Source organism: Hyunsoonleella sp. J2K-J805 (genome assembly GCF_057167125.1).
Genome location: NZ_CM169901.1, coordinates 1,524,772 through 1,546,455 on the forward strand (window position 1 = coordinate 1,524,772; position 21,684 = coordinate 1,546,455).

Below are 21,684 nucleotides of genomic sequence, written 5' to 3' on the forward strand. Positions count from 1 at the left end.
ACAGAAATAATTAAATCATTACTACAGATTTAAATATTGTACTACATTTAATTTTAATTATCGTAACTTTTTAATCTGAATAAAAACGAAAAAGAATGAAGAAAGCTGTCATTTTAATCCTCGTACTATCTTTTCTTTCCATGGGAGTGAAAGTTAGAAAAACACTTCCTATTCTAGGAATAGCCCATGTGGCCTTTCAAGTATCAAGTTTAGAGCAATCACGAGCCTTCTATACAGCTTTCTATGGTTTTGAATTCGCATTTGCAGCTTACCAGGATCAGGAGGCTTGGTATTTGAAAATAAACGACGACCAGTTCGTGAAGTTGGTCTCCATACCAGATGGGACAGACGACAATCGATTAGTAGAAGTTGCATTTCAGGTTTCAGACATCGAAACTACTATGGATATGCTCCGAGAAAGAGGGCTCAATCCAACGCCCGTCGAAAAAAAGCCAGACGGAACCTTGGCTACCGTTATCTCAGATCCTAACGGACATAATCTCATTTTTGTAGAATATACTCTCAATTCAAAGCAGATGCTAGCACGTGGCAAACATTTAGGATCCAGGCGGGTTTCCGATCGTTTACTGCATGTTGGCCTAACTATTAGAGACGAGCAAGCGGCCAATGCACTTTACCGAGACGCTCTAGGCTTTCAAGAGATTTGGCGCGGATCACGCGCGGAGGGAGGTCCAGATGCTTGGGTGAATATGCAGGTGCCAGGAGACAGAGGCGATTACATTGAATATATTCTCGTAAACGATATGGAGCTAACTCGAAATCAAATGGGTACAATGCATCATATGTGCCTTTTAACTGATGATATCCGAAAGGCGCATCGTGATATGCTCTTTAACGCATTGCCCGATCTTGAACGTTACGAGCCCTTGATTGCCCGTAACAACCGTTGGGTATGTAATGTACACGACCTTGATGGTACGCGTTGTGAATTAATGGAATCAAAAGAAGCTGTAACCAAATGATGAATATACTAATACCATCGCGTTTACCTTGGCTAGGTATCCTATTTTTAGTGATGGGGCCATTGGTTCTTTCGCAATCGGCTTTTGCTCAAGACGCAGCAGCTACTATTTCGACTGGAAAAGATAATCCTCGTTTCTTCGGTGCTAGACGCGGAGCCTTACCAAGCGTGAAGCAAAGAATTGCCCAAGGTGAAACCTCGCTTATGCCTGCATACAAAGCACTGTTACAGGCTGCTGATGAAGCTTTAAAAATAAAACCTCCAACGGTAACCGACAAAAAACGACATCCTGTTACTGGGAATCTAAACGACTACTACACTCAAGCGCCCTATCTTTGGCCCGATCCTTCAAAGTCTGACGGTCTGCCCTACTTACCAAAAGATGGTATCATCAATCCGGAATCCCGAAACCCCGATTTGGCTGACTACTCCCGTGGTCAAGAAATAGGTCACCTTGTAAAAGCACTTGCCCTGGCTTATTATCTTTCTGGAAAGGAGTCCTACGCCGCACATGCGGCTCGCTGCCTGCGGGTATGGTTTATCGATTCCGCAACGCGAATGAACCCGCACTTAAAATATGCGCAGGCTGTACCTGGCAGAAACCAAGGCAGATATATCGGAATGATTGAAGCAGGTGGCGTAGTGAGAGCAGTGGATGCCGCAGGACTATTAGATGGATCGGAACATTGGAGTGAAGATGATAGGGAAGCACTGGAGGTTTGGATATCAGACTTTTTAGATTGGTTTATGAATAGCGAATATGGTCGTGAAGAGGTGCAGATGAGACAGAATCACGGTACTATGTTCGATGTAAGAGTGGTGCGTTTAGCGCTCGCTTTAGGCCAGCAGGACCTAGCTCGTGAGAGACTAGAGTCGGTAAAAGAAAACCGTATTGCAAAACAAATAGAACCAGATGGCGCCCAACCCATGGAACTGCGACGCACAAAGTCGTTTAATTACTCCGAAATGAATTTGACGGGACTTACCGAGTTAGCAACTCTTGGTGAATGGGTTGGGGTAGACTTGTGGACCTACGAGACGGAAGATGGGCGCAGCATAAAGCGAGCATTGGAATTCCTTCGGCCTTATGTGGAGGCCGTACCCGAAGGTTCACCTCCCAGGGTTTGGCATTACAAGCAGGTAGTTCCTTATTTACCAGAGATTCTTGCGCCTGCATTTCGTATGGCGAGCCTAGGATATCAAGATGAAGAATACGAAGCGATTTTTTCGCAATTCCCTAGTTTTAGGGAATCAAGCTTTCAGCTAACGCACCCTAAACTCCCATTTTGATGAATAAAATTAGTTTATCAATATTTTGGTTCATCCTTCTAATGAAAAATTAGCTATTTAAATGCGCTTCTACTTATACTTGTACTCCGATAATAGAACTCGCAAAAATAGAACAACGTTAATTTAATAAACATAAGCTAGCAGATATGCCCGCTTAGGTCTACCTGCCGGGAGGCAGGGATTGAGGTCATGCCATGACGTGATTGAAACTCCTCGCAGAGAGCGACTGCCGAAAGCCTGCTTGCCGGCAGGCAAACCCGACAATGCCTCGGGCGTGGTAACGCTTAAATAATTAAGTTTAAACTAAATCTTAAACGTCATTACCGGCAACGTTGCATGGTTTGCCACGTCTTCGCCAATGCTACCTTCAAAGAAATGAGATAAGCCTTTTCTCCCGTGTGTTGGTATAGCAATAAGATCTGCGCCTATTTTATTGGCGCAGTTTAGTAACCCGTCTTCCACGGTATAATCGGCAACGTAGCATACATCTTCCATCTTATCTAAATTTCTATCTGCTTTTGTAAAGAAATTTACCACGCTGCGTTCAATTTCTAAAGAGCTTTTAAAACGGTCGTTTGGTAAATTAACATGCACTAAATACAGTTTTGAACCTATTTTCTCAAATAGTTGTTTTGCCTTGAGGTATGCCGAAATACCTTCTTCAGAAAAATCACTGGCAAAGGCGACAACGTCAAATTGAATATTTGGCAGGTCTTTCTTAACCACTAAAACGGGGATGTCTGCATGCCGCACCACACGCTCGGTATTAGAGCCTACAAAATACTCCACAAGTCCTGATGTACCGTGGGAGCCCATTATTATTAAATCTGCATTGTTTTCGATGGCTACATCGTTTACTTCACTAAATATCTTGAAATGCTTAACCAATGGCGTTACTTTTACACCATTCAAAAAATCTTTTTCTAAAAACTTGTTAAACTTCTTTTCAGCCAGCTTAAAAAAGTACACTGTTTTTTCATTTTGCAAACCATCTGATGCTGAAAGCATAATATCCGACATTTCTAGCATGTGCAACGCCAGTACTTCCCCATCGTATTTTTTAGCCAATTTAGCTGCGGTTTTAAGGGCATACTCTGAATGATCTGAAAAATCTATAGGTACAATAATTTTTTTCATCATAATTGATTTTAAAGTGATTAATATCTAACCTAACCATAGGTGAAAGCTCAAAAATTAATTAAGCTATAAAGATTAACGATAAATTTGGGAGGTTTCGCTAAACCGTCATCGAAAACAACTGCGTATCGGGTTGTTTTCGTTTTAATAATACATCAAAAGCCATACAAACATTACGCACAAAAGGTTTACCTTTTTCAGTAATAATTATACTATTAGTATGTATTTCTATTAAGCCATCAGTTTCCATTTCCTTAAGTTGAATTAATGCATCTGGCAACTCCCTGAAATAGAGGTTATCTTTTGTCCACGCAGTTTTAAAACGACACATTAAATTTAAAATATGCTGTCTCACAATTAAATCCTCTTTATTTAAGATATGACCTCTAAATACGGGTAATGCATTAGTTTTTAAAATTTCGTAATAGGATTTAATATCTTTTACATTTTGTGCAAAACCATACCAAGAATCACTAATGGAAGACACCCCTAAACCAATCATAGCTTGAGTTTTAGAGGCTGTATAGCCCATAAAATTCCTATGTAGTTTGCCGTTTTCCATAGAATGGTACAAGGTATCTGTTTTAAGCGCAAAATGATCCATTCCAATTTCTTCATAACCTACCTCTGCCAATAATGCTTTACCCAGTTCGTATTGCGCTCTTTTTAAACCTGCACTTGGTAAATCGCTATCTTGAAATCCGCGTTGGCCATTGCCTTTTATCCATGGTACATGCGCGTAACTATAAAATGCTAAACGATCTGGAAGTAAGGATTTTGTTTTTAAAATGGTATCCTTAACATGCGCTAATGTTTGAAAGGGTAGTCCAAAAATAATATCATGACCAACTGAAGTGTAACCAATATCCCTAGCCATTTGGGTGGCTGTTTGTACATTTTCAAAAGGTTGAATTCGGTGTATGGCCTTTTGTACAGTTTCGTTATAATCCTGTACACCATAACTTACGCGTCTAAAACCAACATCATATAACGCCTGCAAATGCTCGCGGGTTGTATTATTGGGATGTCCTTCAAAGCTAAATTCATAATTTAAAGCTAATTCTGAAGTGTTTACTATTTCAGAAATTAAAAACTTTAAATTTTCGGGACTAAAAAAGGTTGGTGTGCCACCACCAAGGTGCAACTCTTTTATTAAAGGTTTCTCATCAAATAATTCCAAATACAAATGCCATTCTTTTAAAACAGCTTTTATATATGGCAATTCTACAGTGTGTTGTTTTGTAATACGCTTATTACAGCCACAAAATGTGCACAAACTCTCGCAGAATGGTAGATGAATGTACAAACTTATACCTTCTTTAGTATTGCTTTCGTTAAATGAGTTTGTTATAGATGTTTTCCATTTTCCAACAGAAAATGTTGCGTTATCCCAATATGGTACTGTGGGATAACTTGTATAACGTGGACCTGCTATGTTATACTTATTTACTAATGATGTTGACATACCTGATTATTATAAATCAAAATTAGAGGAATGAAAAATAAAAAAACATGATTTATGTCATACTGATTTCTTGCATTTTGTTCAATTAAATAGTAACTTCGGACAGATAAAAAATACTGATGTCATGAGAAAAATTACGATTCTATTATTTGCTGCAGCCATATCATTAACAGCTTGTAAAAAGAAAAAAGAAGAAGTAAAAGTTGAAGAAGAAACTGTAACTACCGAAGTTACCAAAGCAAAAAAAGTTAAAATAGCTCTTAATGCTAAAAGCGATTCGAATACAAGTGGTAATGTTGTTTTTAAAGAAGAAGACGGCAGTGTTACCATGACGGCAATTATAAGCGGATTGACAAGTGGTGAACATGCCATACATATTCATCAAACAGCAGATTGTACTTCAGCTGATGGAAAATCAGCCGGTGGCCACTGGAATCCAACAGGCAAGCCACACGGAAAATGGGGTGATGCAACAGGATATCACAAAGGAGATATTGGAAACTTTACTGCAGATGAAAACGGAAACGGCACCATTTCAATGACCACAGATGAGTGGTGCATTGGCTGCGGAGACAGTACCAAAGATATTTTAGGTAAAGCTGTAATTGTGCATGCTGGAGCAGATGATTTTACATCGCAACCTTCTGGAGCAGCGGGAGCTAGAGTGAGTTGTGCGGGAATTATAGAATAAAGTTTCATTAAAAATACTTTTTTTAAAAGCTATCGTAATGATAGCTTTTTGCATATTATTCGTTATTTTCGGCTTCATATATTGCTGTGAATGGATTTAGACATACTTATTGAAAAATTTCAAGCAAAAGACGAAAAAGCTTTTGAAAAACTATACGCCATGTATTCCGATAGTATGCATGGGGTTATCTTCAATATTGTAAGAGATCATGGTATTGCTGAAGAAGTGATGCAAGATGTGTTTATAAAAATATGGCATAAAGCAGATAGCTATTCCAAAGAAAAAGGACGATTTTTTACCTGGATTTTAAATATTTCGCGCAATGCGGCTATTGATAAAATTCGCTCCAAAGCTTTTAAAAGTTCTAAACAAAACCTAAGTTCAGATTCTTTCGTAGATATAATTGAAGCCAATGATAATTTGGACAATAAGACCGATGCCATTGGCGTGAAGAATTTTGTGAGCAAGCTAAAGCAAAAATGTAAAGACATTATAGAATTATTATACTTTAAAGGCTATACACAAAGTGAAGCATCTGAAGCCCTTGATATGCCAATTGGTACTGTAAAAACTAGAAATAGAAATTGCATTCAAGAGCTAAGAAACATGGTATTAAATTAGAATGGATATAAACGCATACATAGCATCGGGAGTTTTAGAACTCTATGTAGCTGGAGCACTTTCTGAAAAGGAAAATGACGAGGTATATGCTCTTATGCAAAAACATCCTGAAATTTTACAAGAAGTTCTCGAAATAGAAGCTGCTGTTGTGAAACTCACAAGTTCTACTTCACAACGTAATAATCTGCACATTTTAGAAAATGTTAAGAAAGAACTTGGTTTTGAAGGCAATGACACAGATGTAGTATCCCTTGTAAAACCAAAATACAATTGGATAACCTATACAGGTTGGGCTGCATCCATAGTACTTGCTTTTGGTTTGTTGTGGACGGTAAACCAAAACAAGCAATTGCAAACTGACATTCAAGTAGCTGAAACGCAACAATCTTTGCTTGAAACCCAAATAGAAAACTCTAAAAACAGTCTTGCAGAAGCAAATACGCTTATCACTGTTTTAAGAGACGATAATATTGCCAGAATTCCACTTGCGGGACAAGGTAATTTTGCAAACACCTATGCTAAAGTGTATTGGGATAAAAATGAAAAACGCATCTTCTTGGATGCACAAGGGCTTCCCGAGCCACCTGAGGGTAAAGTATACCAAGTATGGTCATTAAAGTTAAGTCCGCTTACACCTACCAGCCTAGGTACTATCGATAACTTTATTTCAGATAGTAATAAAATATTTGAAATTGAAAACAGCAACGAAAGTGAAGCCTTTGGTATAACTTTAGAACCTGCCGGCGGAAGCGAAACGCCAACCATGGAATTTCTTTATACTTTAGGGGTTGTTGCAGTGAGTTAATTTTCTTCATATCATTTTTTCTTACCGAAACAATCGAAAAAAATGATACAGCCTATTTCGTCGATGAATAGCTAGTAATATATATTACTTTTATATTACACCTTACTATGTGAAAAATTATCAAACTAAACGAATGAAAAATTACAAATCAAGTTTTCTTCTATTCTTACTAATTCCTATTTTTTCAATTGGACAAATACCGAAAGGACATTTTCTTGATGCAGACGAAAATGCAAAAAAAGGATATACAATAAAGCCTTTTAAACAAGTAAAAAAAGGTATTTACCATTATGCTGTTTTATCTGAATTACCATTTAGTAACGACTGTTTAGCTGGACTATCTGAGAAGGAAAAAATCGCGTGTTCAGAAAGAAATCTAAGAAAACTTATATACACGAATATAACGCCTGATACTGACTTTAAAGGAAATGCTTATCTATATCTAACTGTTAATGAGGATGCTAAAACGTCGGACGTTTCAATAAATTCATATCCCAAATCTGAAAGTATAAAGAATGCAATTAACGAAGCAATTAAAAAAGTTGAATTTAAAACTGGAACCTACAACAACAAAGCAGTTTCATCTAGACTTTGGACCTCTATGACTTTTCCATCTTCTTCGAATGAAACTTTCTCTGAATCTCTTGAAAAAATGCTACAAGATGAAAATGCCATCTATGCGGATTATGAAAACTTAATTTTTGATGCGAGTCAATATATTTTTTCAAATCCAATATATCCAAACGGAACTCAATTTAAATCCGCTGTTCAAATTATAAAGTTTTGGATGAACAAGGATATTGGTATGGGTATTCCAACATTTGGAGATTTTTTTGACGCACTATCAAATGAAAATAATCAACAATTTCTATATGCAGTTGCAATGATCAATTATGGCTTAAATCAAAAAATAAATCATAACCGGTTTTTAGAGTGCAGGCCAATAAAAGGCAAAAAATATAGTGAAAAAGAAGATGTAAGAGAAGTTCAACTAGGTGGCGCAAAAATTTTATTAAGATTTATGGGTAATGAAAAGAATAATGTCCCAATGACATCAAAAGTAAAAAAGTACTATAAGGCTTTAGAAAAGGGAAAGTTTGAAGATATAATGTTTTAATAACAATGAAAGCCCCTAATAGTAATACTTACTATTAGAAGCTTTTCATCTCACAAAAAACCTAAAAACAACCACTATTTAGGTTTATTCACCAAGCTAACTCCAAACAAAATATAAGTTCACCCTTAAAAAACGTTATATCTTCATAATGTGCTGTGTCATTATTGGTCCAAGCTCAAAAGCACTTTCCAATAATTCTTCCTTAAGCTGTTGTGCTTCTGCCACCTTACCATTAGCTTTATAAACTTTGGCTAAATGATACATGGCCTCTGGCTCAAACGTTTTGCCAACTACATGGTTTCTCATCACTTCTAATGCATCCGCAACATCACCTTGGTTATAGTATGTCCACGCCAATAAATCGTAAGATTGTGCTGTTGGTCTATTTTTAATTTCTTCATTAGCTATTTTTAATGCCTCAGCAGTTTGCGCGGGGTTTTCAGCAAATAACATGACATTGTATTTGTTATACATATCCCCGTATAAACTATTCTTAATAGCCACTTTATACTTCTGCAACTCTGATACTTTAAGTGCATTATCACCTTTATACTCGGCTATTTCAGCCTTTAATAAATGATAATCAGGTGCATTGTAATTTTGTGTTACTGCATTTAAAATCCTTAGAGCTTCATCTGCATTCTTTTCATGAGAATACACTATCCAAGCAATGCCTTTTTTAGCATAAGCATCGGTTGGGTCTAATTCCAAAGCTTTTAAGTAATGCTCATACGATTTCTGAATTTTTCCTGCATGCCCATAATAATCTGCTAAATTGGTATAAGACCACTGCATTAAACTCTTGTTTTTAGATGCTTCAGATTTTTCTGTTGCCTTTGATAAATACAAAATAGCGTCGTCTAGATTTCCTTCATGATCGCTCCATTTGGACAATCGGATTAAAAAATCAAAATCGTTATAATTTTCAATCTTGTTTAGATACTGTTTTGCCTCTTTAGTATTGCCCAATTCTAAGTGCACATCAAAAAGCATCTTTTGGGTAGATTTTAATTTATCTCCATTAGTTTCAGCTATTTTCAACAGTTCTAAACCATCTTTAAATTTATGCTGAGATATGTAGTTTCTTGCCAAAGTGCGCAGGTAACCAGAATTCTTATAGTTGGTCGCTTTATTAGCCCTAACAAGATGCTTTTCAGCTTCAATTAAATGTGTAATTTTTCCTGTTTCATTGAACATAAGAGATTGAGATGCTGCAGCCTTTGCCAAATAAGGAAACTGATTTGGCTCTTTTTCTAGCTTTTTTTCCCAAAAATTATAATCCTGCTGTGCAGCATCCAAAATCTCATTTTTTTCTGTTTTTAAAAAATGGTTGTAATCGTCTACATTGGTTACTATACTTGGGGTTTCAGCATTGTTTTTACAACCTGTAGTTATTAATAATAGAGCTATGCTTGTTAAAAGGTATATAGATTTCATAGTGGTGTGTTTTTTGTTAGTGTTACATTAAAAACCCGAGTATGGCTTAACCAACATACTCGGGGAAAATTCCCTTTACCATGGTGAGGCTAAGTAAGGAAATGAGGTTAAAAAAGGTTTATCATTAGCATCTACGTTATCATCAGAAAGCGTAGGATTTTCTGTAAAATCTTCGCCGCCAAAAATCAATAACAGCTCTACGGTAATTACGTCGTCTGCCAAAGCACGACCCGTTAGTACATTAGTCCCATCAAAAAATGTTGTTTTACCATCTAGAGAAACATTTAATACATCGGTTGCCAACAAACCTGTGAATGTGGGTGCATCCAACATTAAGGCGTTCATATCGCCAGGGTTTGCATATGCAGGACTTAAGGCTGTTAAATTCGTTTCAAACATACTCTGAAACGCAGCATTTTGTTGAGAAGGAATGGTTGTATTGAACATATCCTTACTGGATGAGGACACAAACACAGTATTTACTGCTGGTCTTCCCATTTGATCTTCTTGAGAGTACGTTCCAGAAAAATCTGGCCCTTGAGGTATCGTTACATCGTCATCATTATTAGAACAATTAAATCCTAAGAATGAAATTGCTATTACTAGTGTATATATTTTAAATTTTTTCATGATTTATATCTTAATAGATTAATATTGAATTTATTTTGTCTTGGTTTCTACCCAAGTGTTTATGGTTCCAGAACCACCAATCATAGATTTTGGCACTTCTACTACAATAGACATGACGTTAGTACCCGCAAAGGTATCGGCTCCTGGGTCGTTAAAACCTGTAGCAGTTCCACCAATTATTGCGGAGTATTGAGCAAAATCCATAAAGAATGGATCGTCCCTTGGGCCAGCAAAAAAGCTCATCCCATTGTTAGTTGCTATAGTAGCACTAGCACCATACGCCGTAATATCTACCACTCCTCCTGCGGTTGCATTGGTTTGTATCATACTATTTAACCCTGTTTGCGATGGCACTACAGGGCCAAAGAAATACATTTTACCATCCCTTGGAATAGCTTGAATTACTAAATCCTCAACATTGTCTCCAGTATTATCAATATTAAACTCTACCAGTACATTTTCGCTAAATGAAGCGCTAGAGGTGTTAGCAGGACTAATTAACCCTTGTACGTTGGCCACAAATACTAAATTATCTGTGTTTTCGCCTTGGAAAGCGTAAAAATCGGTTACGTCGCTAGTACCGCCAGCTACTGCAGGTGCATCTATATGATCTGCAGCAATTACGAAGAAACTAGCTATTGCTAAAATTCCAACGCCTAAAATTGTTTTTAAATTTTTCATGATTTTTGAGATTTTTGTTATTGTTATTTTTTGACTCTCAGCTATACCTACGGAAAAATAAAAACAGTGGTTTTGTTAAAATTTTGTTAACTAGAATTTTGATGTAGTTATTTACGCAAAAGAAAATATCTTACACGTTTAGAATAACCATGAAAAAGTTTCTTTCACGTTTTACCATTTTTTTGTTTTCAACGGTTATTTTTTATACAGGAATCTATAATGTACTCACCTACTTCGCTTTAAGGCAGGAATTGTTAAATACAATTTATATTTATGGTGATTCCCAAACAGTTCAAGGTGTGGATTTAAATTTACTTTCAAGTTTAACAAACCTAAAAGTATACTCTTCTGCCAGACACGGATCTGGTATATATGATTTTTTATTTTTTACAGAAAAGGTGCCAGAAAACTCAAAAATAATTCTGGGTATTTCTGAACATTCTCAAATTAGACCAAATAAATTTGAAGCGAACACTTCCCCTTTAGATTTTTCTGTACTTAGAGAATTATATAGTTTAGGCTATCCTATCTCTAGTTTTAAATCAACAATACAAAAAGGATTAAAACCACCTTTTTCTTCATACTTTAAAACAAAACATCATCTGTATCCCACTTTAAATACAATAAACCATCATACACCTATTGAAAGTTTTATTAAACGCTATTCTACAATTACAGAACAAACGCTTAAAAAAAAACAACAGATGTATTTATATGGAATAGAAAAACTTAGAAAAAAAAATTGTGCGATAACTTTTATTGAATTCCCTTACCATTACAAACTAAAGCATACTGTGGAACGAAATAAGTTTGATTATTGTTTTCAGGATTTTAAAACTAAAATTGATAGAAAATTTATGAGCTATTCTATTGACACACTATTTTTAGAATCTAATAAAAACTTGATGTATGATTATACACATCTTAATGAATTAGGAGCAAAAACTCTCTCTAAATTATTGGCCAAAGAATTACTAAACAACTCTAAAAAAAAGACTAAGCATATATTATTTGATACCAAATAAATATTAACGACTGAACAAATAATTACCTTTTTGGATATCGCTCCTTAATTTCTCGCACTAAACCTTCCAAACCATTAATTTTCAGTTCATAAACTTGGGTAAGCATATCGCCCAATTTTCCTTTAGGAAATCCTTTGCCATGGTACCATACCACATAGTATTCTGGTAAATCAATCAGATAGCGGTCTTTATATTTGCCATAAGGCATTTTGGTATGTGCCAGATCAATTAAAAATTGTTTATCGGGTAGCATATTAATGTCCTGACTTAAAGTAATTTAGTTTTTTCAATTCCTGTTTCACAAATACCTCCCATTGCAGCTGGACTTCAATATTTCTAGAGAAATCTGTCTCAGTATCATATTTATTTTGAAACTCAGCAAGTTCTTTATTGATACTTCCATGTATGGCCCTTAAACGTTTGGCAACATCGTTTGTAGTTTTTAAAAGGCTTATACGCTTTCTAAACTTTCGGGCATATAATTCGGTAATATCAAAATGTAGTTGTTCATGACCCAATACGTGTTTATCTGCACTTTCAGGTTTATACCAAGACTGTTCTGGGTAAAAATGAGCATGTATTTCGGTAGTAAAACTTATTACGCGATCATCACTTTCACGGATAGAAAAACCAAAAGTAATGCCTGAGGCAGTGGTTGCAACAGCACTTGAACTATACTTTGGTTTCGCTTTAAAGTCATTCCACGTCAACCGATAGGATTCTTGCCAAGACATTACGGGTTCATCATTATTTTGAACAAACAACAACAAACACATTACTAAAACAATCTTATACACGCTGATTAAAGTTTATAGCAAAACGCCAAATAACGCAAGGTTATTGCGCTAACTCAACGATCTTAAGATCGTTATACCTTACAAGATAAACGGCGTCGTTGTAATACCCCCCAAAAAGTTTCTTCTTGTAGGCAAACTTATTTTCGACGTAAGATGTTAAAGGCGCACTGTTAACCGACATGAATAAGTCGTCAGAACTTGCCATTCTAAGCACAACGTCCATGGTTAAATCAAAGCCTTTAACGGCGCGTCTTCCAGGAGTAATATTATAGGTTTTCTTATAGTTTTGAACAAAAGTGTTTTGTTCTCCCTCGCTATAGCTTTTTGATGATGTAGCAAAGGTAAAACGCAGCTTTGAAAGATGGGTATTGTTAACCTCATCACCTTCAAAAGCACCATTAAACCTTGTAGTAGTTAATATGATTTCTGATTTTTCCAGTTCTGGTTTTTCAGGATCTTCTTTTAAGTTCAAAGCAGCCAAAATACTTGTTGCCCCAGAGATGAAACTTTCGTTTTGAGTTTCTAAAAACACCACATTCATGCCTGGTTTTAAAGCAGTTTCAATATCTTCTTTCGTCACAAAATATTCATCTTTACCTTCTTTATTCTTTCTAGAATACACAATCGTGGCTGCATTAATTTCCCTTTTTAGTTCATTGGCAACAGTCGTATTCTTAGAATCTGCAAGTATCACAACATTTTTAGAAACACTATCATTCTTAACATAATTTATTATTTTTTCTTTCAACAAATCATCAGAAGGTCTTGTTTGAAAGACATTATCGTGAAGCTTTATTTTTGTGCCTATAGGAGATACCACAGGAACGTTATATTTTCTGAGTTCGTTAGCAACAATATCAAAATTTTTGGTAGTTAATGGTCCGATGATTGCATTAACATTCTCAAAATCATTGTCTGCCAAAATTCTAGAAACAGCCGTTGTTTGGTACTTAGTATCATACACATCCAATTTTATAGAAAGTCCTAACTTCTTCAAAGAATCTAGTGCCATCAAAACCCCAGAATAAAAATCTAAAGACGCATCTAAATACGGGTCTTTCTCTATACTTCTTTTAATTTCAGAAATAGAATCAAACTCTACACGATTTAACCGAAACGGCAACATTAATGCTATGTGTTTTGTTTCAAAATTGGTTATTCTGCTTACCAAATTACTAGATTCCAAATTTGCCGCAGTAATACCCTTTGTTTCAGTAAAGGGAATTTTAAGAATCATACCAGCTTTTAAGCCGCTTTCTGCTAACCCAGGGTTAAGTTGTTCTAATTCTTCCTTTTCTAAATCTAATTTTATCTTAAGTCTGTAAAAACCTTCCTTTGGTAAAACCTTGTAGTAGCTGTACTTTTCATCAAACTCTTTTTCTTCTTCATTGTCAATATTTGGTACATAAATTTGTTGTCCTTCTTGCAGCATCTCTCCCATATTCGGGTTTAAGGCTTCCAATTCGGCCACAGTTATCCCAAACTTGTAGGCAATACGCCATTTACCTTCTTTAGGCTGTACTATATAAGTTTTATTGGTTTCAACTTCCTCTTCAACTTTAGTTATTTTAAAAATAGGAATTTGAAGCTTATCCCCTTTCCTTAAATTATTGGCATATAAAAAAGTATTGTGTTTTTTAATATCCTCTATTGCAACATCATACTTTTTCGAAATACTATAAAGTGTCTCTTTCCTTTTTGTTTTATGCTTTTTAAAACCTTGTAACTCTTTAACTTCTGTAACCTTTGGTTTTTTAGCCTTTGAAATTGGAATAATTAAAATAGTATTGGGTTTAAGTCCCTTTTTAGCATCAGGATTTAAACCGTAAATATCAAAAGGTGTTACGTAATACCGTTTGGCTATTTCCTCAATAGTTTCTCCTTTTTTAACCTGATGTGTACTGTAGTTTTGCGCATTTGCAGAAGTTACTACAAAAAATAATGCGGCAATTAGGACTAAGAAAAATCTATGCATTGTATCGTTTGTTTAATAGCTAAACCTATATTAAATGATTTATATACGTTATTTATTGCGTAAAAAGACTAAAATCTTTCAATTAATTATTACATATAGCGTGCCAAATTTCTATTTGGGTGCATGCCTACCCGCAGGCACGTCACTCTACTCTTCGACAAGCTTAGGGCAAAAGCCGTCGAGTTTTACTCATTGATTGTTATTCCAAATTAATGAAATCGTGAATAAAACTATTTCACTACTCAATCCCTCCTGCGTCGGGGATTTCATGCCGCATTATCGGGACAATCCCTAGCGCAGACATACTCCCTAACAGTTAGAGTTAGAGCTACATCTGCACTACTCCCATTCAATAGTTGCCGGTGGTTTTGAGCTAATATCGTAAACTACTCTATTTACGCCTTTTACTTTATTAATTATCTCGTTTGATATTTTCTGAAGGAATTCATAAGGTAAATTTACCCAATCTGCAGTCATACCATCCGTACTTTCTACTGCCCTTAAAGCTACACATTTTTCATAAGTACGCTCATCACCCATAACGCCAACGCTATTTACCGGCAATAACATAGCTCCCGCTTGCCACACTTTATCATATAATTTCCATTCCTTCAATCCATTTATAAAAATATGGTCTACTTCCTGAAGCATGCGTACTTTTTCAGCAGTAATATCGCCCAAAATACGAATTCCTAAACCTGGACCGGGGAATGGGTGGCGCCCCAGTAATTCTGGATCTATACCCAAAGTAGCACCAACGCGTCTTACTTCATCTTTAAAAATGGCACGCAAAGGCTCAACTATTTTTAATTTCATAAAATCAGGCAAACCACCTACATTATGATGACTTTTAATAGTCGCCGAAGGTCCACCTGTAGCAGAAACACTTTCAATAACATCAGGATAAATTGTTCCCTGGGCTAGCCATTTTACATCTTCAAGTTTGTGGGCTTCGTCATCAAACACTTCAATAAATGCATTCCCAATGGCTTTTCGCTTTTTTTCAGGATCTTCTATATCTTTTAAAGCCGATAAAAATCTATCTGAAGCATCAACGCCCTTTACATTGAGTCCCATACCCTCGTATTGATTTAATACGTTTTGAAATTCATTCTTACGTAGCAAACCATTATTTACAAAAATGCAGTATAGGTTTTTGCCGATGGCTTTATTCAAAAGTACAGCCGCAACCGTGGAATCCACACCTCCAGATAATCCTAAAACAACTTTATCGTTACCTACTTTTTCTTGAATGGCTTCAACCGTTTCCTCAACAAAAGACTGTGGTGTCCAATCTTGATGCAAACCTGCTATACTTACCAAAAAGTTCTCTAATACTTGTTTACCATCTGTTGAATGATACACTTCAGGGTGAAACTGTATCGCATAGGTTTCTTCTCCATTAATTCTAAAAGCTGCATTTTCTACATCATGTGTACTAGCTATTAAAACTCCATTTTCAGGAAGCTTCTTAATCGTATCGGAATGACTCATCCAAACTTGACTTCCCGTATGTATATGAGCAAAGAATGGCTCATTACCTTTGATAAAAGATAAATTAGCGCGCCCATATTCCCTAGTATTGGATGGCGCAACTTCTCCGCCCGAAAAATGCGCTAAATATTGCGCACCATAGCATACAGCTAAAACTGGTTTTTTACCTCGAATTTCGGATAAATCTGGGTGTAAAGCATCTTCACCTCTCACAGAGTTTGGACTCCCAGACAGAATTACTGCCTTGTATTCTTCTAAATTGGTTGGAATTTTATTAAACGGATGGATTTCGGAGTATATATTGAGTTCTCTAACTCTGCGGCCAATAAGCTGTGTGTATTGGCTTCCGAAGTCTAAAATAAGTACCTTATCATGTTGCATGCGCAAAAATAATAATGATTTTATAATTTCAATTTAGGTTTTCTGTTTTTTTTAATAAGATTATTAACGGGTTATTATCTTCCTTAAAATCAATTAAATAAACTTATTCCATAGACTCTAAAATGGCTTCAATATCAGACTCTGTTGTGTCTGGGTTAATAAAACAAAATCTAGAAACGGTTTCAAAAGTTTTTCCAGTTTTCCATTTTGTAGGTGTTACTAAGGCAAAACCCTTTTTTTGGTTTTCGTACGTCCAATGCTTATAATCCTCAGGTTCCCAACCTATTCTCCTATAAAGTACGCAGGATAAACTAGGGGTTCTCACCAATTCAACATGAGGCATACTTTCAATCATCTTACCTGCTATTTGTGCTAACTCGATGCCACGTTCTACAGCTTCCTTGTACTTATCAGTACCGTGTGTAGCTAATGAAAACCAAAGAGGTAACCCTCTAACCCGTCGTGTAAGCTGTATTTGATAATCTGAAGGATTAAAACCGTGCGCCCCTTCATCTTTAAAGATTTCCAGATAAGAACCTTCTTGTGCATGTGCGGCTTTAGCTAACTCCGGATTCTTATAAATAACTGCGCCACAATCATAAGGGGAAAACATCCATTTATGAGGATCCACAGTAATACTATCGGCCTTTTCAATACCATTAAATTGATGTCTTACAGAATCTGCCACCAAAGCACCACCACCATAGGCCGCATCCACATGAAACCAAAGATTTTCATCGTTACAAACTGTAGCGATACCATCCAAATCATCAATAATTCCTGCATTTGTAGTACCCCCAGTCGCCACTACAGCAAATAGTCTCTTGCGCTGATGCTCAGTTAAACCTTTTATAAATTTAGCCAGAGTACTACCATATAAAACATCTTCAGTATCTACTAATAAGATATCAACATCCGCTACTTTGGCCATCGCTTTTATAGAAGAATGCGCTCCTACAGATGTAATAATTAAACCTTTTTCATTTTTATATTTATCATTTTCTCTCCAACACTCTCTTGCTGTTACTATGGCAGATAAATTGGCTGCAGTACCGCCACTAGTAAAAACACCAAAAGCACCTTTTGGCAATCCTGTTAGAGACACTATCCAAGACATGGCTTCGTTTTCACAAAAAATACCTCCAGCACCCTCCATCCAGTAGGCACCATGTATGCTAGAGGCAGATGTTATCAAATCAAACATAATAGCCGCCCTAGTTGGTGACGCTGGCACAAAAGCTAAATGCCTTGGATGATCTATTGGCACAGTTGCTTTAGATAAATACTTCTTCCACATTTTAAACGCATACTCTCCGCCAACACCTTCTGAAGTTATGGTTTCTCCTACTAGTTTTTTTAATTCTGATGCTTTTTTAGGCTTACCCATTTTTACTTTGGTAGCAGAAACCCTATCAATAGTATATTTCATGACATCCATTGTCATTTCTACCAAATCTATATCGATTTTATGCATGTTGAATCATTTAGTTTATCCACCCAAATTTAGTACTAACCAAATTGATTTTCACTAAAATTCTCAACAAAATGAATGAATTATTATGAATAATAAAAAATGGGTATTTTTAAATAAAATTAATTTCTGCTATAATGAAAAGATTTATTTGTTTTATCCTAATACTGCTCATACATTTTAGTCATTTAAAAGGCCAAAACAAGCAACTTATTGATAGTTTAGAGTATGAACTTGAACAAAGAAAGACTGACGATTCCATTAAAGTATCCATTTTAAGCTTACTAAATGATAAGCTTAAATATTCCGACCCTGAACAAGCTAAAAATTATGCCCTAAAAGAATTAGAAATTTCTCAAAAAATAAATCATAAACTTGGTATTGCATCTGGCAACATGCATATTGGTGATTACCACCTTAATAAAAGTGAAAATGATTCAGCATTGTATTATTATAGTATTTCAAAAAAGTACTTTAAAGAAATTAATTATATAACCGGACTTATTTTTATAAATCATGCCACATCAATAGTTAAAGAATCCAATGGTGAACTAGATGAAGCTATAGCTATAACAAAAGAAACAATACAATTAATTGAGGAGCATGAAGAAGAAGGACCTTACAAGACAAAACTTATGGGAGCACAATATGATGCATTATCCATAAGGTATGGGGAAAAGGGTAATTATAAGATAGCATTAACATATGCATTAAACGCTTTAAAATGCTTTGAAGAAACGGATTATACCTCAAGAAAAGCAGGAGCTATTGAACAAATTGGAATCATACAAACTGGATTAAAAAATTATGAAAAAGCAATTCCATACTTTAAACAAGCTATAGAACTTTATGAAGAAGAAGATTATAAATGGACTTTAGCTTATACCAATAATTTACTAGCTAGTGCGTATCGGGATATTGGAGATTATAATAATGCAAAAACATACTACGAGACTGCAATTGCTTATGCCAAAGAAGTTGAAGATAAAATGTCCTTAGCCGAAATATTAAATGCTTATGCCAATCTTGAAACAACAAATAGTAATTACTTAAAAGCTAAAAAACTGGCCTTAGAATCAAAAAAAATAGGAGAAGACGAAAATCTTCAACTAACACTAGCCAATTCTAACCATGAGCTATCTAAAATTGAATATAACTACAATAACTACGCAAAGGCCTTAACATATAATGACAAGGCCATAGAACTTGCAAAACCAAAAGACGTCTTACCTTATTTAAAACGTTTTTACGCTCAACGTTCTAAGATACTAAAGGCACAACATAACTATAAAGAGGCTCTAGTTTATCTTGATGCATATCAAGAAGTTAATGATAGTTTATATTCAATTGCAAAAACACAACAAATTGAAGAACTAAAAACCATATATGAAACTGAAAAGAAAGAGCAACACATAGCGTTACAAGAAAAAGAGATTGATTTATTAGAAAAAAGAGGAGAAATTAATACGCTATACATCATCTTACTTGGCTTTGGCTTATTAGTTGCAGCAATTGGATTTTATGCACTAAAGCAAAAATTAAAGCACAGTAAAACCGAAAAAGAAAAACTAAACCTTGAGCTTAATTTTAAAAAGAAAGAACTAACAACACATGCACTTCATCTTGCAAAGAAAAATGAGGTACTCGAAAATTTAAAGCAGCAAGCCAAAAACTTTAAGACTTCTGAAAACTCACAAAAAGGCTATAACCAATTGATTCATACCATTAATTTTGATCTGAAAGACGACAATAATTGGGAAAACTTTTCACGGTATTTTGAGCAGGTACATACGGGTTTCAACACTAATGTAAAACAAAAATTCCCTGAAGTTACGCCAAACGAATTGCGTTTAATGGCACTATTAAAGATGAATCTTACTTCTAAAGAAATAGCAAATATTTTGAATATTTCTCCTGAAGGTATTAAAAAGGCCCGTTACCGTTTTCGTAAAAAATTGGGTATAACTACCGAAGATTCTTTGCAGGATTTGGTGCTTAATCTTTAAATGGAGGGTTAAATTGTAATTATAGAAAACTCTTGACGCAATGGTTCTAAACTTTCAATAAGATTTTGAACAAGCGATTCTCCATATTCCAAATAAAACTCAGAAAAATTAGCATTACGTTCTTGTAAACTACCATTTGGAAATAATTCATTTTGAATATCTGTCATACGTGACACCTCATCTGATAACTTTCTCTTCTGAGCATTTAGTAAACGTTTCTCTAATTTTTCTAAACCTTTTAACTGCTTAATTTCCTGAGCTTTTACGGCGCCAATAAATGACTTATCCGTCTGTTCCGCTAGTTTATGCAACGCTTTGAATTGATTTTGAAGATGTGCTTTTTGTTCTGAAAAATCAATATCTATATTTGAAATTTGTCGCACTTTTCTATTGATAAATCTATCACGCTTTAAAAAAATCTCTTCGTTTGAAATATTTAACTTTTGAAGTTTTTTAGCTTGTTTCTCAGTTTTGATCAAAGCAGAATTTCGAAGCAACAACATTGGAAACGGTACACTCACAGCCTCGAAATAAGATTTTAATTGCATCCAATACGCCAATTCTCCACCGCCACCAATATAGCAGAGATTTGGCAAGATAACTTCTTGATACAAAGGTCGCATGATTACATTTGGCGAAAACCGTTCAGGGTGCTCTAAGAGCACTTTTTGGATCTCACTCTTACTCCACGTAATATCTGTGTTAAGAACTTTATAAAAATTGTCTTCAAAAACAATACGCTCCCGCAAGCCTTTATATAAATAAAACAAATTGATTTCCCTAGGGTTCACTTGAATTTTATACGACTCATCTACGTTTTCGAGAACTTTATTGGTTTCAGAAACATTTACAAAAGACGTTTGATGTTCAAGTTCCTTTTCGACATAAGGAATAAATAAACGCTTTAAATCAGCATCATTAGCATCAATAATTACCAAACCATAATCCTTAAATAGTTCGTTGGCTAAATATCTAGTAGCATCAGCCAAATTATCATGGTTTATGTAGGTATTGTCAAAAAGGGACTTTAAACTTTGGGCATTTCTACTATTTCCTAAATCTTGAGAAAATAGTTCAAGAACCTCGTTTAACCCTTCAGTACTTAGTTCTCCAACCGCTCCACCAGCTTCTCTATTCCATTGGAATTTTTTTCCTTTAAAATTGAAATAGTTGATTTCTTCAAAATCATGATCTTCGGTTGCCATCCAATACACTGGCACAAAATTAAATTCTGGATAAGCCTGCTTTAATTCTTTTGAAAGATTTATAGCTGAAACTATTTTATACAAAAAATAAAGAGGGCCTGTAAATAAATTGAGTTGGTGTCCTGTTGTTATTGTAAATGTATTTTCTGAATTTAGACTTTCAATATGTTGAATTGTTAAGTCTGATGTTTGAAGGTTTTTATATTGATTTTTTAAAGCTTTAATCAAAGTAGTTCTCGACTGCGCTCGAACTGACAACTTTTTCTCTTCAAGTTGAGCTTTAAAATCTTTAAGTGATGGAAAACGATTGTAGAAAGGCTTTAAATCTTGTTTTTCTTCCAAATAATCACATATTAATGAGGAAAAATAGCCCGTAGCGTGAAATGGTAAGTGTTCTTGCTGCATATATCACTTAATAGTCGTGTAAATATACAGCTATTACAATTTTTATAATCTAAAAATTAAGTTAAGGCT

The 21,684-nt window shown here is 35.2% G+C and carries 17 protein-coding genes and 2 pseudogenes; 8 read left to right on the top strand and 11 right to left on the bottom strand.

Annotated features, from left to right (window positions below):
* Positions 1–95: 95 nt before the first annotated feature.
* Positions 96–983: a VOC family protein gene (locus tag AC1B0Z_RS06705; RefSeq protein WP_483794852.1), complete on the top strand. Its 888-nt coding sequence runs from the start codon at positions 96–98 to the stop codon at positions 981–983.
* 203 nt (positions 984–1,186) lie between these two features.
* On the top strand, positions 1,187–2,272 hold the full coding sequence (locus AC1B0Z_RS06710) for an alginate lyase family protein (protein ID WP_483795269.1): 1,086 nt from the start codon (positions 1,187–1,189) through the stop codon (positions 2,270–2,272).
* 303 nt (positions 2,273–2,575) lie between these two features.
* On the opposite strand, the gene AC1B0Z_RS06715 is transcribed toward AC1B0Z_RS06710, so the two are convergent.
* Complete coding sequence (locus AC1B0Z_RS06715) at positions 2,576–3,409, bottom strand: universal stress protein (protein WP_483795271.1); 834 nt, start codon at positions 3,407–3,409, stop codon at positions 2,576–2,578.
* A 100-nt stretch (positions 3,410–3,509) separates the two neighbouring features.
* A complete protein-coding gene (gene hemN / locus AC1B0Z_RS06720) occupies positions 3,510–4,874 on the bottom strand; it encodes an oxygen-independent coproporphyrinogen III oxidase (protein WP_483794853.1) in 1,365 nt (454 codons plus the stop codon).
* Between the two features lie 124 nt (positions 4,875–4,998).
* On the opposite strand from hemN, the gene AC1B0Z_RS06725 reads away from it, so the two are divergent.
* The 4 genes from AC1B0Z_RS06725 (at position 4,999) to AC1B0Z_RS06740 (ending at position 8,108) form a co-directional block, all read left to right on the top strand.
* Positions 4,999–5,565, top strand: coding sequence for a superoxide dismutase family protein (locus AC1B0Z_RS06725; protein WP_483794854.1), 567 nt, complete (start codon positions 4,999–5,001; stop codon positions 5,563–5,565).
* 90 nt (positions 5,566–5,655) lie between these two features.
* A complete protein-coding gene (locus tag AC1B0Z_RS06730) occupies positions 5,656–6,186 on the top strand; it encodes an RNA polymerase sigma factor (RefSeq protein WP_483794855.1) in 531 nt (176 codons plus the stop codon).
* 1 nt (position 6,187) lies between these two features.
* The gene (locus AC1B0Z_RS06735) at positions 6,188–6,991 is read left to right on the top strand and encodes an anti-sigma factor (protein ID WP_483794856.1); all 804 of its coding nucleotides are present in this window, start codon (positions 6,188–6,190) and stop codon (positions 6,989–6,991) included.
* A gap of 133 nt (positions 6,992–7,124) precedes the next feature.
* Positions 7,125–8,108: a hypothetical protein gene (locus AC1B0Z_RS06740; RefSeq protein ID WP_483794857.1), complete on the top strand. Its 984-nt coding sequence runs from the start codon at positions 7,125–7,127 to the stop codon at positions 8,106–8,108.
* A 135-nt stretch (positions 8,109–8,243) separates the two neighbouring features.
* Here the strand turns inward: AC1B0Z_RS06740 and AC1B0Z_RS06745 are convergent, their stop codons facing one another.
* The 3 genes and pseudogenes from AC1B0Z_RS06745 to AC1B0Z_RS06755 form a co-directional block, all read right to left on the bottom strand.
* Positions 8,244–9,545, bottom strand: coding sequence for a tetratricopeptide repeat protein (locus tag AC1B0Z_RS06745; RefSeq protein ID WP_483794858.1), 1,302 nt, complete (start codon positions 9,543–9,545; stop codon positions 8,244–8,246).
* 75 nt (positions 9,546–9,620) lie between these two features.
* Positions 9,621–10,550 (bottom strand): annotated as a pseudogene (locus AC1B0Z_RS06750) (DUF4331 family protein).
* Between the two features lie 33 nt (positions 10,551–10,583).
* Positions 10,584–10,856: pseudogene (locus tag AC1B0Z_RS06755) on the bottom strand (DUF4331 family protein); the annotation flags it as partial.
* A 149-nt stretch (positions 10,857–11,005) separates the two neighbouring features.
* Between AC1B0Z_RS06755 and AC1B0Z_RS06760 the strand changes: the two are divergent.
* A complete protein-coding gene (locus tag AC1B0Z_RS06760) occupies positions 11,006–11,881 on the top strand; it encodes a hypothetical protein (protein WP_483794859.1) in 876 nt (291 codons plus the stop codon).
* Positions 11,882–11,903: 22 nt separating this feature from the next.
* Here AC1B0Z_RS06760 and AC1B0Z_RS06765 read toward each other — a convergent pair whose 3' ends face one another.
* The 5 genes from AC1B0Z_RS06765 to AC1B0Z_RS06785 all read right to left on the bottom strand — a co-directional run bounded on the left by AC1B0Z_RS06765 (position 11,904) and on the right by AC1B0Z_RS06785 (position 18,002).
* Positions 11,904–12,134, bottom strand: a complete 231-nt coding sequence (locus AC1B0Z_RS06765; RefSeq protein ID WP_483794860.1) for a DUF3820 family protein — start codon at positions 12,132–12,134, stop codon at positions 11,904–11,906.
* Between the two features lies 1 nt (position 12,135).
* The gene (locus tag AC1B0Z_RS06770) at positions 12,136–12,678 is read right to left on the bottom strand and encodes a DUF922 domain-containing protein (RefSeq protein ID WP_483794861.1); all 543 of its coding nucleotides are present in this window, start codon (positions 12,676–12,678) and stop codon (positions 12,136–12,138) included.
* A gap of 40 nt (positions 12,679–12,718) precedes the next feature.
* A complete protein-coding gene (locus AC1B0Z_RS06775) occupies positions 12,719–14,653 on the bottom strand; it encodes a PBP1 and LysM peptidoglycan-binding domain-containing protein (RefSeq protein WP_483794862.1) in 1,935 nt (644 codons plus the stop codon).
* Between the two features lie 339 nt (positions 14,654–14,992).
* Positions 14,993–16,528 (bottom strand): glutamine-hydrolyzing GMP synthase, encoded by a 1,536-nt coding sequence (gene guaA / locus AC1B0Z_RS06780; RefSeq protein ID WP_483794863.1) that lies wholly within the window; start codon positions 16,526–16,528, stop codon positions 14,993–14,995.
* Positions 16,529–16,631: 103 nt separating this feature from the next.
* The gene (locus AC1B0Z_RS06785) at positions 16,632–18,002 is read right to left on the bottom strand and encodes a pyridoxal phosphate-dependent decarboxylase family protein (protein ID WP_483794864.1); all 1,371 of its coding nucleotides are present in this window, start codon (positions 18,000–18,002) and stop codon (positions 16,632–16,634) included.
* A gap of 134 nt (positions 18,003–18,136) precedes the next feature.
* On the opposite strand from AC1B0Z_RS06785, the gene AC1B0Z_RS06790 reads away from it, so the two are divergent.
* Positions 18,137–20,005 carry a tetratricopeptide repeat protein gene (locus AC1B0Z_RS06790; RefSeq protein WP_483794865.1) on the top strand — a complete coding sequence of 623 codons (1,869 nt, stop codon included), beginning with the start codon at positions 18,137–18,139 and terminating at the stop codon, positions 20,003–20,005.
* Positions 20,006–20,013: 8 nt separating this feature from the next.
* Here AC1B0Z_RS06790 and bshC read toward each other — a convergent pair whose 3' ends face one another.
* Positions 20,014–21,615, bottom strand: coding sequence for a bacillithiol biosynthesis cysteine-adding enzyme BshC (gene bshC, locus AC1B0Z_RS06795; RefSeq protein ID WP_483794866.1), 1,602 nt, complete (start codon positions 21,613–21,615; stop codon positions 20,014–20,016).
* Positions 21,616–21,684: the final 69 nt, after the last annotated feature.

Excerpts from the sequence above, each read along its gene's own strand:
- AC1B0Z_RS06705 (WP_483794852.1), top strand. The coding sequence starts at position 96 with ATGAAGAAAGCTGTCATTTTAATCCTCGTACTATCTTTTCTTTCCATG.
- AC1B0Z_RS06710 (WP_483795269.1), top strand. The coding sequence starts at position 1,187 with ATGCCTGCATACAAAGCACTGTTACAGGCTGCTGATGAAGCTTTAAAA.
- AC1B0Z_RS06715 (WP_483795271.1), bottom strand. The coding sequence starts at position 3,409 with ATGAAAAAAATTATTGTACCTATAGATTTTTCAGATCATTCAGAGTAT.
- hemN (WP_483794853.1), bottom strand. The coding sequence starts at position 4,874 with ATGTCAACATCATTAGTAAATAAGTATAACATAGCAGGTCCACGTTAT.
- AC1B0Z_RS06725 (WP_483794854.1), top strand. The coding sequence starts at position 4,999 with ATGAGAAAAATTACGATTCTATTATTTGCTGCAGCCATATCATTAACA.
- AC1B0Z_RS06730 (WP_483794855.1), top strand. The coding sequence starts at position 5,656 with ATGGATTTAGACATACTTATTGAAAAATTTCAAGCAAAAGACGAAAAA.
- AC1B0Z_RS06735 (WP_483794856.1), top strand. The coding sequence starts at position 6,188 with ATGGATATAAACGCATACATAGCATCGGGAGTTTTAGAACTCTATGTA.
- AC1B0Z_RS06740 (WP_483794857.1), top strand. The coding sequence starts at position 7,125 with ATGAAAAATTACAAATCAAGTTTTCTTCTATTCTTACTAATTCCTATT.
- AC1B0Z_RS06745 (WP_483794858.1), bottom strand. The coding sequence starts at position 9,545 with ATGAAATCTATATACCTTTTAACAAGCATAGCTCTATTATTAATAACT.
- AC1B0Z_RS06760 (WP_483794859.1), top strand. The coding sequence starts at position 11,006 with ATGAAAAAGTTTCTTTCACGTTTTACCATTTTTTTGTTTTCAACGGTT.
- AC1B0Z_RS06765 (WP_483794860.1), bottom strand. The coding sequence starts at position 12,134 with ATGCTACCCGATAAACAATTTTTAATTGATCTGGCACATACCAAAATG.
- AC1B0Z_RS06775 (WP_483794862.1), bottom strand. The coding sequence starts at position 14,653 with ATGCATAGATTTTTCTTAGTCCTAATTGCCGCATTATTTTTTGTAGTA.
- guaA (WP_483794863.1), bottom strand. The coding sequence starts at position 16,528 with ATGCAACATGATAAGGTACTTATTTTAGACTTCGGAAGCCAATACACA.
- AC1B0Z_RS06785 (WP_483794864.1), bottom strand. The coding sequence starts at position 18,002 with ATGCATAAAATCGATATAGATTTGGTAGAAATGACAATGGATGTCATG.
- AC1B0Z_RS06790 (WP_483794865.1), top strand. The coding sequence starts at position 18,137 with ATGAAAAGATTTATTTGTTTTATCCTAATACTGCTCATACATTTTAGT.
- bshC (WP_483794866.1), bottom strand. The coding sequence starts at position 21,615 with ATGCAGCAAGAACACTTACCATTTCACGCTACGGGCTATTTTTCCTCA.